Source organism: Streptomyces sp. MNU89, from assembly GCF_020982505.1.
In the GTDB taxonomy this organism is placed as follows: Bacteria; Actinomycetota; Actinomycetes; order Streptomycetales; family Streptomycetaceae; genus Streptomyces; species Streptomyces xinghaiensis.
Genome location: NZ_JAJKLL010000001.1, coordinates 4416610 through 4431471 on the forward strand (window position 1 = coordinate 4416610; position 14862 = coordinate 4431471).

Genomic DNA, 14862 nt, shown 5'->3' on the forward strand with positions numbered 1-14862 from the left:
CCTCCGCCGTGCGGCGCACGGCACCGGACCCCGCTCCCCGGTCCGGCCTGATCCAGACGGAAGCGCCTGCGTCCCCGCGGGCCGCCGACGGGCGGTGCAACCGCCGGTAACTTCTTTTCGCCCAACCCCTACCCACCGGTACGTTCCTGCTCTACTCTCCAAACCGTGCCAGTGATTGCTGGCGCAATTGCCCGGTGGTGCACAGCGGTTCTGGAGGCTGGATATGGCGGAGCGGATACGGGAGCACCGGCATCAGCACGTACGCGTGGCCGTGATCGGTTCCGGGTTCGGCGGGCTCGGCGCCGCCGTCCGGCTCCGGCGCGCGGGAGTCACGGACTTCACCGTGCTGGAGCGCTCGGACTCGGTCGGCGGGACCTGGCGGGACAACAGCTACCCCGGCTGTGCCTGCGACGTCCCTTCCCACCTCTACTCCTTCTCCTTCGCCCCCAACCCCGACTGGCCCCGCAACTTCTCCGGCCAGCCGCACATCCGCGCGTATCTGGAGCGGGTCACCGACACCTTCGGCCTGCGCCCCCACATCCGCTTCAACAGCGAGGTGCTGAGCGCCCGCTGGAACACCGAGCGGCTGCACTGGGAGATCGACACGGCGAGCGGCCCGCTCACCGCCGACGTCGTGATCTCGGCGACCGGACCCCTCTCCGACCCCCGCATCCCGGACGTCCCCGGCCTGGACACCTTCCCGGGCAAGGTCTTCCACTCCGCGCAGTGGGACCACGACTACGACATCCGCGGCAAGCGCGTCGCCATGATCGGCACCGGCGCCTCCGCCATCCAGATCGTGCCCGCCATCCAGCCGGACGTGGAGCGGCTCACCCTCTTCCAGCGGACGCCGCCGTGGGTCATGCAGCGCATGGACCGCAGGATCAGCGGCCTCGAACGCCGGCTGCACAGCATGCTGCCGGTCACCGCCACCCTCCGCCGCGGACTGCTCTGGGGCGTGCGCGAGCTCCAGGTCCAGGCGTTCACCAAGCGGCCCCAGCAGCTCGGCCTGGTCGAGAAGCTCGCCAAGGCGCACATGCACAAGGCGATCAAGGACAAGGACCTGCGGGCCAAGCTCACCCCGGACTACCGCATCGGCTGCAAGCGCATCCTGCTGTCGAACACCTACTATCCGGCGCTGGCCCGGCCCAACGTCGACCTCGTCGCCTCCGGCCTCAAGGAGGTCCGCGGCTCCACCCTCGTCGCCGCCGACGGTACGGAGACCGAGGCCGACGCGATCGTCTTCGGCACCGGCTTCCACGTCACCGACATGCCGATCGCCGAACGCGTCACCGGCGCCGCCGGCCACACCCTCGCCGAGGAGTGGAAGGACGGGATGGCGGCCCTCCGGGGCAGCAGCGTGCCCGGCTTCCCCAACTTCCTGATGATCATCGGCCCCAACACCGGCCTCGGCAACAGCTCGATGATCCTCATGATCGAGTCCCAGCTGAACTACGCCATGGACCACCTCCGCCAACTGGACGTCCTCGGCGGCACCGCCGCCCTCGACGCCCGCCCGGAGGCCACCGACGCCTGGACCGAGAAGGTGCGGCAGCGGATGAAGCGCACCGTCTGGAACACCGGCGGCTGCACCAGCTGGTACCTCGACGCCAACGGCAACAACACCACCGTCTGGCCCGGCACCACCGGCGAGTTCCGCAAGGCCACCCGCCACGTCGACCTCGCCGAGTACGAGGTGCTGCGCGCCCCCGCCCGCACCGGGCCGGAGCCCCACCCGGCCGCGGCCACCGCCCCGGCCGCCACAGCCCCCGCCCCCACCGCACCCACCACCAGCCCACAGGGAGACCGCCTCATGAGCCGTGCCAACCACAGCCCCGGCGGACGGTACGTACCGCTCGCCGCAGTCCGCGAGCTGACCGTCACCTCAGCCGACGGCTCCCGCGTCCACACCGAGATCTACGGCCCCGAGAAGGCGCCCGCCGTCGTGCTCGTCCACGGCTGGACCTGCTCCACCGCCTTCTGGGCCGGGGTCGCCCGCGAACTCGCCGCGGACCACCGCGTCATCGCCTACGACCAGCGCGGCCACGGCCGCAGCCCCGTCCCCGGCCCCGGCGGCTACAGCACCACCGCCCTCGCCGACGACCTGGAGGCCGTGCTCGCCGCGACCCTCGCCCCGGGCGAACGGGCCGTCGTCGCCGGCCACTCCATGGGCGGCATGACCGTGATGGCCGCCGCGGACCGGCCGTTCCTCACCGAGCGCGCCGCCGCCGTCCTGCTGTGCAACACCGGAAGCTCCAAGCTCGTCGCCGAGTCCGTGGTGCTGCCGCTGCGCGCCGGGCGGATACGGACCGCGATCCAGCGCGCCGTGCTGGCCTCCAGCGCCCCGCTCGGCCCCGTCAACGGGATCTCCCGGAAGATCCTCCAGTACGCGACCATGGGCCCCCGCGCCACACGGGAGCAGGTGCAGGCCTGTGCCGAGATCGTGCACGCCTGCCCGCGCAAGGTCCGGGCCGGCTGGGCCACCAAGGTCCTCGCCCTCCTGGACCTGGACGCGGGCCTCGGCGGGCTCACCATGCCGACCGCCGTCATCACCGGCAGCGCGGACCGGCTCACCCCGCCCGTCCTGTCGCGGCGGATCATCGACGCCCTGCCGAACAGCGCCGGGCTCACCACCCTCGACGGCATGGGCCACATGACGCCGATCGAGGCGCCCGACGCGGTCTGCTCCGTGCTTCGAGGGCTGGTCCGGGACCACCTCGCCGGTGACGGCGCGGCAGGCGGCAGGCCCGCCACCGCGGAAACCACCGCGAAGACCACCGGGGACCTGGTCGGGGAGGAGTCGGCATGAGCGGCGGACAGGGAAAGCGGAAGCTCGCGGGGCAGGTCGTCGTCGTCACGGGCGCCGCGCGCGGCGTCGGCGAACTGCTGGCCCGCAAACTCGCGGCCCGCGGAGCCAAGGTCGCCCTGCTCGGGCTGGAGCCGGAACTGCTCGCGAAGGTGTCGGACGACATCCCCGGCGAGACCGGCCACTGGCACGTCGACGTGACGGACTTCGAGGCGATGGACCGGGTGGCCCGCGAGGTCAAGGAACGGTTCGGGAGGATCGACGTCGTCGTCGCCAACGCCGGAGTGGCGGCCGGCGGGCCGTTCACGGACTCCGACGCCGTCTCCTGGAACCGGGTGATCCAGGTCAACCTGATGGGCAGCGCCATCACCGCCCGCGCCTTCCTGCCCACCCTGACGGAGAGCCGCGGCTATCTGCTGCAGATCGCCTCGCTCGCCGCCATCACCCCGGCGCCCATGATGTCGGCGTACTGCGCCTCCAAGTCCGGTGTCGAGGCGTTCGCCCACTGCCTGCGGGCCGAGGCCGGATACAAGGGCGTCAAGGTCGGTGTCGGCTACCTCAGCTGGACCGACACCGACATGGTGCGCGGCGCCGACCAGGACGAGGTGATGCGCGAACTGCGCTCCCGGCTGCCCTGGCCGGCCAACCGCACCTACCCCCTGGAGCCGGCCGTCGACCGGATCGTGGCGGGCATCGAGCGCCGCTCGGCCCACGTCTACGCCCAGTGGTGGCTGCGCGGCATGCAGTCCATCCGCGGCTACCTCCCCGGCATCATCGGAACGATCGGGCAGCGCGAGATGCGCCGCGCGGAGCCCAAGCTGAGCACGACGGGCGTCACCCGGGGACTCGTCGGCGCCGGCGGCGCGGCGGACGAACAGGCCCGCGGGCAACGCACCGGATAGCGCGAGCGGCGGGAGGGCGCGGGCAGCGGGACGGCGCGGAACGAGGACGCGGGAGCGACGGGCGGCGGGGACCGGCGGTGAGGCCGCGGGGCCCGGCCGTCGTCCCCAACCGGGGCCCTCGCCCCGGGGGAGCCCGTCCCGGGGAACTCGTTCCGCCGAGCGGGGCGCACTTGGGCGACGGGTGCGCCCCTCCCCGCTTCTCCGGCGCGGCGGCCCCGAGGCCGCGACGCGGCGGGACGGCGGGCCACGGGGACGGGCCCCGGGCGACCGGGACGGCGGGGGCGGCGGGGGCGGCGGGCCGCCGGATGCCGCCCTCCTCAGATGCCCATGTCCTCCACATCGCTCATGTCCGCCCGGCCCGTCCTGGCCGCTTGCTCCTCCCGGGACTCCTTCCGGGATTCCGTCCCCCGCCGGGCCTTCCCCGCGTCCTCCTCCGCGCTGTCACTCCGCCGCGCGTCTCCGCCGAACTTCTGGAGTTTGTTGCGCTCCTGCGGGGTCTCCTCGCGCGCCTCGTCCCCCGCCCGGTCGTGCTCCCGGGCCTGCTGCTCCCGCCGGTCCGGCGGCTCGTCCCGCGCCTCCTTCCGGCTCCGCTTCCGCGCCGCTTCGCGCGCCTTCTCCTGGAACTCGTCCCGGACGCCCATCCTGCGTTCTCCTTTGCCTCGGACTTCCTGTGGATCCCTGTGCTCCCGTGGTCGTCACCCCCCGTCCGCCCCGCCTTCCCCGCCCTTCACGGGACGATCCCGCGGCCGGAGGTTCAGCCCTTGCGCGGTGGCAGTGGCGGGCGGCTGCGGCCCGGGATGTCCGAGTGGTCCGGCGGGCTCGCCGGCGGATGCTGCTCCAGCAGTTCGAGGGCGAGATGCACCGCGTCGTCGAACTGCTTGTGCCGGCCCTCCGCCCAGTCGAGCGGGGTGCGGTCCACCTCGATGTCCGGCTCGACACCGTGGTTCTCGACGCCCCAGCCGTAGCCCTCGAACCAGGCCGCGTTCATGGGCACGGTGATGACGGTGCCGTCCACGAGCCGGTGCCGGCCCGTCATCCCCACCACACCGCCCCAGGTCCGCAGGCCCACCACCGGTCCGAGGCCGAGCAGTTTGAAGGCGGCGGTGATCATGTCGCCGTCGGAGGAGGTCATCTCGTCCGCGAGAGCGACGATCGGCCCGCGCGGCGCGTTGGAGGCGTACGAGATGGGCTGGGCGTCCCGGGTCAGATCCCAGCCGAGGATGGTCCGGGTCAGCTTCTCGACGACCAGTTCGCTGATGTTGCCGCCCGCGTTGCCCCGTACGTCCACGACGAGGGCGGGCCGGGCCATCTCCATCCGCAGATCCCGGTTGAACTGGGCCCAGCCGGAGCCGCCCATGTCGGGGATGTGCAGATAGCCGCAGCGGCCGCCGCTCAACTCGTGGACCACCGCCCGGCGCTTGGCCACCCAGTCCTGGTACCGCAGCGGCCGTTCGTCGATCAGCGGCACGACCGCGACGCGCCGGGACGGGCCCTTGGCCGCCGTCCGGGCCGCCTCCGCCTTCGCCTCCGCGCCCGTCTCCGCGCCCGTCTCCGCCTCCCCGGCCTCCCCGTTTGCGCTCCGTTCGGAGACCGGTGGCGTGAAGGTGAGTTCGACGGTGGTGCCCCCGGCCGCCGCCAGCAGCGGATACGGCCCGGCCACCGGATCCACCGGCCGCCCGTCGACATGGGTGAGCACCGAGCCCTCGTGGACACCGGAGCCCGCGAGCGGCGAGCGTGCCCGGGAGTCCGAGGACTCGCCCGGCAGGATTCGGCCGACCACCCAGCGGCCGTCCCCGGTGCGGTGGAAGTCCGCGCCGAGCAGGCCGATCGCCCGCTGGTAGTGCGGCGGTCCCTCGTTGCGCCGGGCGGGTGCGACATAGGCGTGCGAGGTGCCCAGCTCGCCCATGACCTCCCGCAGCAGGTCCGCGAACTCGTCGGGGGAGGCGACCCGTTCGACCAGCGGCCGGTACTGCTCCAGCACCGCGTCCCAGTCGATGCCGCACATCCCCGGGTCCCAGAAGTACGCCCGGACGATCCGGCCCGCCTCCGCGTACGCCTGCCGCCACTCGGCCCCCGGATCCGCCTCGTGCATGATCCGCCGGAGGTCGAGATGGACGGTGGTGTCCGTGTCGGGCAGGTCGTTCGACGGTACGGCGCGCAGATCGCCCTCGTCGTTGATCACCAGCCGGGTGCCGTCGCCGCTGACCTCGAAGGAGTCCAGGTGGACGGCCAGTTCGGTGCGCTTTGCCTTCACCAGGTCGAAGTGTTCGAGCGTCGGCCGTCCGGTCATGTCGGCGGGGTTGGCGAAGGTCTCGCCGAGCGCCCCGGAGATGGGCCACCGCAGCCACACCAGTCCGCCGCCCGCGACCGGCCGCAGTGAGGAGTACTTCGAGGCGGCGACGGGGAACGGCGTCACCCGGCTCGCCAGCCCGCTCACCTCGACGAAGACGGAACCGTCCCCCTCCGCGTCCTCCGCGTCCAGCCCGCCGGCCGCCGGGCGCCCCTCCGCCGACAGCGCGAAGGGCGAGGGCGTCGTGGACGACAGCGGCACCAGATACGGGCGGCAGCCGAGCGGGAACGACAGATCGCCGGTGTGCACGTCGTACACCGGGTCGAAGCCGCGCCAGGAGAGGAAGGCCAGGTAGCGGCCGTCGCGGGTGAAGACCGGCTGTTCGTCCTCGAAGCGGCCGTCGGTGACGTCGATGATCGTCCGGTCGATGAGCCGGGCCAGCTTGATCTGCCGCAGCGAGCGCCCGATGCCCGGATGCGACCAGGTGATCCAGTCCGAGTCGGGGGAGAAGGCCAGGTCGCGCACCGGACCGTTGACCGACTGGATCAGCTCCACGCTCTCGCCCTCGCCCTCCGGCAGCGCGTCGGCGATCAGCAGCCGGCCGTCGTGGGTGGCGATGGCCAGCAGTTCGCCGTCGGGGGAGGAGACCAGTTCGTGCACGCGGCCGATCCGGCCGCCCGCGATCCGGCGGCTGTCGCGGCCGCCGCTGGCCCGGGGCAGATAGGCGATCTCGATGGCGTCCTCGCCCTCGGTGTCCGTCACATAGGCGACCCGGCCGGTGGCCCCGAGGATCTCCGGCATCCGGATGCGCACCCCGGGAACGTCGGTGATCGTCCGGGCCGGGCCGTCGCGGTGCGTGAGCCAGTAGAGGCTGCCGCGGACGCAGACGGCGCTGGCCCGGCCGGTGTTGTCGACCGAGAGGGAGTTGACGTTCGCGGCGGCGGGCACCTGGTAGCGGCGGCGGCCGGCGCGCGGGGCGCCGAGGCGGACCGGCACCTTGCGCGGGACCCCGTCCGGACCGAAGTCCTCGGCCAGCCAGAGATCCCCCGCGCACTGGTAGACCACCCGGGATCCGTCGGTGGAGGCGTGGCGGGCGTAGAAGTCGGCGTGGTCGGTGTGGCGGCGCAGGTCCGAGCCGTCGGGCCGGCAGGAGTAGAGATTGCCGACCCCCTCGTGGTCGGAGAGGAAGGCGATCCGGTCGCCGACGAACATCGGGCAGTCCAGATGGCCGTCGAGATCGGGCAGCAGCCGCTCGCCGTCGAGGAACAGCCGTCCGGTGGCGCCGCCGCGATAGCGCTTCCAGGCGGCGGGCTCGTGCGGGGGCTTGCCGGTGAGCAGGAGGGTGTGGCGCTCGCCACCGCTGTCCGTGCAGGAGATGTGGGAGACCGGGCCCCAGGGCAGCCTGTCGCCGGGGCTGCCGTCGGTCGGCACCCGGTACGCCCAGGAGAAGTACGAGAACGGCTGGCCGTGCGAGGCCACGGCGAGGACGGTGCCGTCGGGGCCCCAGCCGCAGACCCGGGTGTCGGTGCTGCCCCAGTAGCTGAGCCGGCGGGCGGGACCGCCCCGGACCGGGACCAGGTGGATCTCCGGGTCCAGGCTCCGCCAGGTGGTGAAGGCGATCTGCCGGCCGTCGGGGGAGAAGCGGGGGTGGCCGATCCGGGTCCGGTCGACGGTCAGCCGCCAGGCCCGCTCGGGCTCGGTGCCGGCGCCGGGGTCCTCGCCGCCGCCCCGCGCCGGGAGCCGGGCAAGCCACAGATCGTCCTCGGCGGCGAAGCAGAGGAGATCACCGTGGAGGTGCGGAAACCGGAGATACGCGCCATCGGTCACCTTTTCCATGGTTCGGGGGCGGACGGGGGCGGCAACTCGTGGCGGTGGGGGAGGGGAGGAACGGGGGCGGGAGGGAGGCGGGCCGCGGCGGGCGGAGTCCCTGGCGGGGCCGCCGGCGGAGACCTCCCCGCGCCCGTCCGGCCGTGCGTGATGCGCGGCACACATCGAAACGTTGTCGTTTCGTTCGAGGTGGTCCTAGGATCTGCTGTACGAAACCGTTTCGTTCAAGTGGGCGGAGCGGGTGGCCGGTTCACCCGGCTTCTCCCGCTTTCCCATGCCCCTTTCCGTCCAGGAGGTCCGGATGCCGACCGAGGAGGCCGCGCAGCCCGTACGCCGCACCCGGCTCACCGCGGAGCGCGAGGCCGAGCTGTTCGGTGCCGTCCTCGACCTGTTGCGGGAGGTCGGTTACGACGCGCTGACCATGGACGCGGTCGCGAGCCGCACCAGGTCCAGCAAGGCGACCCTCTACCGCCAGTGGAGGGGCAAGCCGGAACTGGTCGTCTCCGCCCTCCGGCACGAGGCCCCGGTCGACCTGATGCGGGTCGACACCGGATCGCTCCGCGGTGACATGCGGGCCATCGCCCGGCACATGGACGAGGGCCAGTGCGTCAAGGACGCCGAACTGCTGAGCGCCCTCGGCCACGCCGTGCACCGGGACGCCGAGCTCCACCAGGCCCTGCGGGAACTGCTGATCGAGCCCGAGGTCCGGGCGCTCGACCAGATGCTCCAGCGTGCCGTGGACCGGGGCGAGCTGGCCGCGGACTCCCCGGCCCGGACGTATGTGCCGCACATGCTCATCGGCGGGGTCGTCACCCGCTTCCTGATCGAGGGGGTGTACGCCGACACGGACTTCCTCGTCGGTTACGTCGACTCCGTGATCCTCCCGGCCCTCGGCGCCTAGCCCGGCTCCGGGTCCTCCCGGTCCCGGTCCTCCCGGCCCGCGCACGCGGCCACGGATCCGCCCACAACAACGCCCGCAGCACGCCCACAACTGAAGAAACACCCGGCACGCGGCGCCCGCCGACCGCCACCGGGCGGGCCCGGTGCGGCCTCGTCCGGCCACCGGGCCGGCTCCGCACCGCCGGGACGGGCCACCGGCCCCGACGGCCGGTGGTGCCGCGGACGCGGCGGTGCGGCGGACGCGGGGGATGTGGCGGCCGCGGCGTAACGCCTACGCACCGCGTACAGGCCGCGTACAGGCCGCGTACGAACCGCGAGCGGGGTCCCGCCCCGCTCCCGCCGGCGCGGCTCGCCGCGGGTCCCACCCGCCGCAGGCCGTATCCGCCCGTGTCCGCCCGCCCACCACGAACGTCCAGCACACCTTTACCCCTCACGACCATCCGACCCGACGGGAGACCACTTCTCGTGGCCACGTTCCTGTACCGCATCGGCCGGCTCGCCTTTCGGCGACGCTGGTTCGCCACCCTCATATGGACGGCGCTGCTGGCCGGTGTCGGCATCGCCGCGGCGACCGCGCCCGGCCCCGCCGGCAACTCGTTCTCGATCCCCGGCACCGAGGCCCAGCGCGCCTTCGACGTCCTGGAGGAGCGCTTCCCGAACGCCGCGGCCGACGGTGCCACCGCCCGCGTCGTCTTCCGCGCACCCGACGGCGAGAAGATCACCGACCCGGAGAACAAGGCGGCGGTGCGGGACGTCGTCGGCGAACTCGCCGACGGTGACCAGGTCGCCGGGGCCCCGGACCCCTTCCGGACCAAGGCCGTCAGCAAGGACGGCACCACCGCCTACAGCCAGGTCTCCTACGAGGCCAATTCCTTCGAGCTGACCGAGAAGTCGCGCGAGGAACTGCAGGCCGCCGCCGAGAACGGCCGCGAACTGGGCCTGACGGTGGAGACCGGCGGCGACGCCCTCCAGGCCATCCCGGAGACCGGAAGCGGCGAGATCATCGGCGTCGTCGTCTCCGCGATCGTGCTCGCGATCACCTTCGGTTCGCTGATCGCGGCGGGGATGCCGCTGATCACCGCCCTGATCGGGGTCGGGGTCGGCGTCGGATCCATCACCGCGCTCGGCAGTGTGCTGGACCTGTCCAGCACCACCTCGATCCTCGCCACGATGATCGGCCTGGCCGTGGGCATCGACTACGCGCTGTTCATCGTCTCCCGCTACCGCGCCGAACTGGCGGACGGCCGCGAACCGGCGGACGCAGCGGGCCGCGCCGTCGGCACCGCGGGCTCGGCGGTCGTCTTCGCCGGGCTGACCGTCGTCATCGCCCTCGCCGGACTCTCCGTCGTCAACATCCCGATGCTCACCAAGATGGGCCTGGCGGCGGCCGGTACGGTCGTCATCGCCGTCCTCGTCGCCCTCACCCTGATCCCGGCGGTGCTGGGCTTCGCGGGCGACCGCGTCCTGGGCCGCAGGGCCCGCAAGGCCCGCAGGGCGGCAGCCGCGGCGGAGAGCGCCGGCTCCGGTGGCGACGGGGCCGGCGACGCCGACTCCGGCACGCCCGGGGCCGGTGCTCCGGCCAGGGAGAACATGGGCACCCGCTGGGCGCGCTTCGTCCTGCGGCGCCCGGCCGCCGTGCTGATCGTGGGCGTGGTCGGACTCGGCGCCCTCGCGGTACCGGCGACGGACCTGAGCCTCGGCCTGCCGGACGACGGCAGCCAGCCGACGAGCACCACGCAGCGCAAGGCGTACGACATGCTCTCCGAGGGCTTCGGCCCCGGCTTCAACGGGCCGCTCGTGGTCGTCGTCGACGCGGACGGCAGCGACGACCCGAAGGCGGCGACGGAGCGCGTGACGGACCGGGTCTCCGGCCTGGACGGCATCGCCACCGTCACCCCGGCGCAGTTCAACAAGGCCGGAGACACGGCGATGTTCAGCGTCATCCCCGCCTCGGAGCCGACCGGCGCCGAGACCGAGGAGCTTGTCGCGGACATCCGCGCCGAGTCCGATGAACTGGAGGCCGACACCGGCGCGCGGACCCTGGTCACCGGGACCACCGCGATGAACATCGACGTCTCGCAGAAGCTCAACGACGCCCTGCTGCCCTATCTCGCCCTGGTCGTCGGGCTCGCCTTCCTGCTGCTGACGGTCGTCTTCCGGTCCCTGCTCGTCCCGCTCAAGGCGGCGCTCGGCTTCCTGCTGTCCGTCGTGGCGGCGCTCGGCGCGGTCGTGGCCGTCTTCCAGTGGGGATGGCTGGGCGGACTGTTCGGCGTCGAGGAGACCGGCCCGATCATGAGCATGATGCCGATCTTCATGGTCGGTGTGGTCTTCGGCCTGGCGATGGACTACGAGGTCTTCCTCGTGACCCGGATGCGCGAGGCCCACGTCCACGGGGAGACCCCGCACCAGGCAGTGGTCACCGGCTTCCGGCACGGAGCCCGGGTCGTCACCGCGGCCGCGGTCATCATGATCAGCGTCTTCGCGGGCTTCATCGGCTCCTCCGACTCGATGATCAAGATGATCGGCTTCGGGCTCGCGATCGCCGTGCTGTTCGACGCCTTCATCGTGCGCATGGCGATCGTCCCGGCCGTCCTCGGACTGCTCGGCAAGGCGGCCTGGTGGCTGCCGCGGAGCCTGGACCGGGTGCTGCCGAACGTCGATGTGGACGGTGACGGACTCCAGCGCGAGCTGGACCTCCACGAGGAGGCCGCTGCCGCCGGTGCCGGTACGGGCACGGACGCCGATGCCGGTGCCGGGCGCGCGGAGCAGACGTCCGGAGCCGGCCGGGCCCGGTAGGCACGTCGCGGCGGGCGGCCGCCCCCGGATCGCCGCCCGCCGCCCCGGAACGCGAGACTCCGGTGTCCCGGTCCCAGCGGAGCCGGGAGACACCGGACGGTGCCGCCCCGTGGGGACGAGGCGCGGTACCGAACCAGCCCCCGGTGGCATCAGCCGTCCAGTACGGACGCCACCGGGGGCTTCGGCATGCGCCCCGCCCCGCATGTGGCGCGCGGGCGGCGCGGGCGGTGATTCCGGAAAGCCGGGCGCTCTTGCAACTCATATGCAAGTGCGTACTACTCTTGAGTGGTCGAACAGGACAGGCCGGCCCAGTGAGTAGAGCGGAGCCTCCCCATGCACGTTCCCGACGGGTTTTTCGACGCGCCCGTGTCCGTGGCCACCGGAGCCGTCGCCGCGGCCGCGGTGGCGGTCGGTCTGCGCGGCGCCCGGCGCGAACTCGACGAGCGCACCGCGCCGCTGGCCGGGCTCGTCGCCGCCTTCGTCTTCGCCGTCCAGATGCTCAACTTCCCGGTCGCGGCCGGTACCAGCGGCCATCTGCTCGGCGGAGCGCTCGCCGCCGTCCTCGTCGGCCCGTACACCGGCGTCCTCTGTATCTCCGTGGTCCTGCTCATGCAGGCCGTCCTCTTCGCCGACGGCGGCCTCACCGCGCTGGGCGTCAACATCACCACCATGGCCGTGGTCGGCGTCCCCGTCGCCTACGCCGTCTTCCGCGGTCTGGTCCGGCTGCTGCCCCGGGACCGGGCCTCCGTCACGGCCGCCTCCTTCCTGGCCGCGTTCCTCTCCGTACCGGCCGCCGCGGCCGCGTTCACCGGCCTCTACGCCCTCGGGGGCACGGCCGATGTGGCGCTCGGCAAGGTCTTCGCCGCCATGGTCGGCGTCCACACGTTCATCGGCATCGGTGAGGGCGTCATCACCGCTCTGACCATCGGCGCGGTCATCGCCGTCCGGCCCGACCTCGTGTACGGCGCCCGGGGCCTCGGACAGCCGACGCGTCTCCTCACCCACGGCCCCGCCGGCGCACCGGCCCGCCCGCGCCCGGCCGGCACCACCGCCGACTCCGTGCCCGCCGCGGCCACGGCCACAGCCGCGGCCGGCTCCGCCCCGGGCGCCGGCAGCCCCCCCGACTCCGGCGACACGGGCCGGAGCAACGACAGCAAGGAGGCGACCGCCTGATGTCCGCCACCCGCCCCCGGGGCCCGCGCACCCGGCTGCTGTGGATCACCGGTGTCCTCACCGCCCTGCTGCTCGCCGGGGTCGTGAGCTACTACGCCTCGGCCAGTCCCGACGGCCTGGAGAAGGTCGCCGCCGATCACGGCATCGACCGGAAGACCGAGGAGCACGCGGCCAAGGACTCCCCGCTCGCCGACTACCAGGCCCGCGACATCGGAGACCCGCGGCTCTCCGGCGGGCTCGCGGGCGTCGTCGGCGTCGGCACCACCCTCGCCCTCGGCACGGGTCTCTTCTGGCTCGTACGCCGCCGCCCGCAGGACGGCCGCGGGGAGGACGCCGCACCGCAGGGCGCCCATGAGCGGGACACCCGAGCGGAGGGGAGCCCCGAAGGGGAGGCGTCCGGCGAAGCCGCCCCGGCGGCTGACGGCACCGCCACCGCGCCCGGCACGGAACGGGCCGCCACCGCCCGGGGCGAGCGCTAGCCATGGGCGCGGGCCACGCCCACAAGCTCTACCGGCACGGCCACTCGGCCGTGCACCGGCTGCCGCCGCACTGCAAGATCGCCGCGGCCTTCGGCTTCGTCCTCGCCGTGGTGGCCACCCCCCGCGAGGTCTTCTGGGCGTTCGGGGCGTACGCCCTGCTGCTCGCGGCGACCGCCGCGGCGGCCCGCGTCCCGGCGGGCTTTCTGCTGAAGCGGATGCTGGTCGAGGTGCCGTTCGTCGCCTTCGCCGTCCTGATGCCGTTCGTCGCCGAGGGGGAGCGCACCGAGGTGCTCGGCCTGTCGCTCTCCGTCTCCGGGCTCTGGGGCGCCTGGAACATCCTGGTCAAGGGCACACTCGGCGTTGCCGCCTCCGTGCTGCTGGCCTCCACCACCGAGCTGCGCGAACTGCTCCTCGGGCTGCAGCGCCTGCGGATGCCGCCGATGCTCGTGCAGATCGCCTCCTTCATGATCCGCTACGGGGACGTGATCACGGACGAGATGCGCCGGATGCGGATCGCCCGGCTCTCCCGCGGCTTCGAGGCCCGCGGCATCCGGCACTGGGGCGTGCTGGCGAAGTCCGCCGGGGCCCTGTTCATCCGCTCCTACGAACGCGGTGAACGGGTCCATCTCGCCATGGTGAGCCGGGGATACACCGGCACGATGCCGGTGATCGACGAGGTGACCGCCACCCGGTCGCAGTGGGCCCGCGCCGCCGCACTGCCCGCGGCCGCGCTCGCCGTGTGCCTGACGGGGTGGTCCCTGTGACCGCTCGCGTTCCTCCCGTCGTCCCGCCTCCCTTGCCCGCCGTTGGCCCCACCCCGGCCCCCTTCCCGCCCCTGCCGCCCAGCCCGATGGAATGGACACCGTGACCCCCGCCCCGGCCTCAGCCTCCTCCGCCGTCTCCGGCCCGGAGGCCGTCCCCTCGCTGGAGATCACCGGCCTCGCCTACGCCTACCCCGACGGCCACCAGGCCCTCTTCGGTGTCGACCTGGCCGTCGGACGCGGCGAGCGCGTCGCTCTGCTCGGCCCCAACGGCGCCGGCAAGACCACCCTCGTCCTCCACCTCAACGGCATCCTGGGGGCCGACGCGGGAACGGGAGCGGGCACGGTACGGGTGGCCGGACAGCCCGTCGTGAAGAAGAACCTGGCCGAGGTCCGCCGCCGCGTCGGCATCGTCTTCCAGGACCCGGACGACCAGCTCTTCATGCCCACCGTCCGCGAGGACGTCGCCTTCGGCCCGGCCGCCGCCGGACTGCGCGGCGAGGAACTGGAGAAGACGGTCGCCCGCGCCCTGGAACGGGTCGGCATGGCCGGCTACGCGGACCGGCCGCCGCACCACCTGTCGTTCGGCCAGCGCCGCCGGGTCGCCGTCGCCACCGTCCTGGCCATGGAGCCGGAGATCCTCGTCCTGGACGAACCCTCGTCCAACCTCGACCCGGCCTCGCGCCGGGAACTCGCCGACGTGCTGAGGTCCCTGGACGTGACGGTGCTCATGGTCACCCACGATCTGCCGTACGCCCTGGAGCTCTGCCCGCGTTCCGTCGTGCTCAGCGGCGGGGTCATCGCCGCCGACGGCCGGACCCAGGAACTGCTGGCGGACGAGGAGTTGATGCGCGCCCACCGGCTGGAACTGCCCTTCGGCTTCGACCCGTCCTCGGTGACGGTGCCCACACGCTAGAGACCGCACCGG

The 14862-nt window shown here is 73.4% G+C and carries 8 protein-coding genes and 2 pseudogenes; 8 read left to right on the plus strand and 2 right to left on the minus strand.

The window, feature by feature from the left end:
* Positions 1-223 precede the first annotated feature (223 nt).
* The 3 genes and pseudogenes from E4N63_RS19075 to E4N63_RS19085 all read left to right on the plus strand — a co-directional run.
* Positions 224-1762, plus strand: a pseudogene (locus E4N63_RS19075) (flavin-containing monooxygenase); the annotation flags it as partial.
* A gap of 51 nt (positions 1763-1813) precedes the next feature.
* A complete protein-coding gene (locus E4N63_RS19080) occupies positions 1814-2809 on the plus strand; it encodes an alpha/beta fold hydrolase (protein ID WP_230242557.1) in 996 nt (331 codons plus the stop codon).
* Positions 2806-3708, plus strand: a complete 903-nt coding sequence (locus tag E4N63_RS19085; RefSeq protein ID WP_125627086.1) for an SDR family oxidoreductase — start codon at positions 2806-2808, stop codon at positions 3706-3708. Before E4N63_RS19080 ends, E4N63_RS19085 begins: the two co-directional genes overlap by 4 nt.
* A 317-nt stretch (positions 3709-4025) precedes the next feature.
* Here the strand turns inward: E4N63_RS19085 and E4N63_RS19090 are convergent, their stop codons facing one another.
* Positions 4026-4349 carry a hypothetical protein gene (locus tag E4N63_RS19090; protein WP_230241277.1) on the minus strand — a complete coding sequence of 108 codons (324 nt, stop codon included), beginning with the start codon at positions 4347-4349 and terminating at the stop codon, positions 4026-4028.
* Between the two features lie 113 nt (positions 4350-4462).
* On the minus strand, positions 4463-7834 hold the full coding sequence (locus tag E4N63_RS19095; RefSeq protein WP_230241278.1) for a S41 family peptidase: 3372 nt from the start codon (positions 7832-7834) through the stop codon (positions 4463-4465).
* Positions 7835-8126: 292 nt separating this feature from the next.
* Between E4N63_RS19095 and E4N63_RS19100 the strand changes: the two genes are divergently transcribed.
* From E4N63_RS19100 to E4N63_RS19120, 5 genes and pseudogenes are all read left to right on the plus strand, one after another.
* Positions 8127-8726: a TetR/AcrR family transcriptional regulator gene (locus E4N63_RS19100; RefSeq protein ID WP_230241279.1), complete on the plus strand. Its 600-nt coding sequence runs from the start codon at positions 8127-8129 to the stop codon at positions 8724-8726.
* A 464-nt stretch (positions 8727-9190) separates the two neighbouring features.
* The gene (locus tag E4N63_RS19105; RefSeq protein ID WP_230241280.1) at positions 9191-11521 is read left to right on the plus strand and encodes an MMPL family transporter; all 2331 of its coding nucleotides are present in this window, start codon (positions 9191-9193) and stop codon (positions 11519-11521) included.
* Between the two features lie 333 nt (positions 11522-11854).
* Positions 11855-13173 (plus strand): annotated as a pseudogene (locus tag E4N63_RS19110) (energy-coupling factor ABC transporter permease).
* 2 nt (positions 13174-13175) lie between these two features.
* Positions 13176-13937 carry a cobalt ECF transporter T component CbiQ gene (cbiQ, locus tag E4N63_RS19115; RefSeq protein WP_125626691.1) on the plus strand — a complete coding sequence of 254 codons (762 nt, stop codon included), beginning with the start codon at positions 13176-13178 and terminating at the stop codon, positions 13935-13937.
* Between the two features lie 91 nt (positions 13938-14028).
* Positions 14029-14850, plus strand: coding sequence for an energy-coupling factor ABC transporter ATP-binding protein (locus E4N63_RS19120; RefSeq protein WP_125627043.1), 822 nt, complete (start codon positions 14029-14031; stop codon positions 14848-14850).
* Positions 14851-14862: the final 12 nt, after the last annotated feature.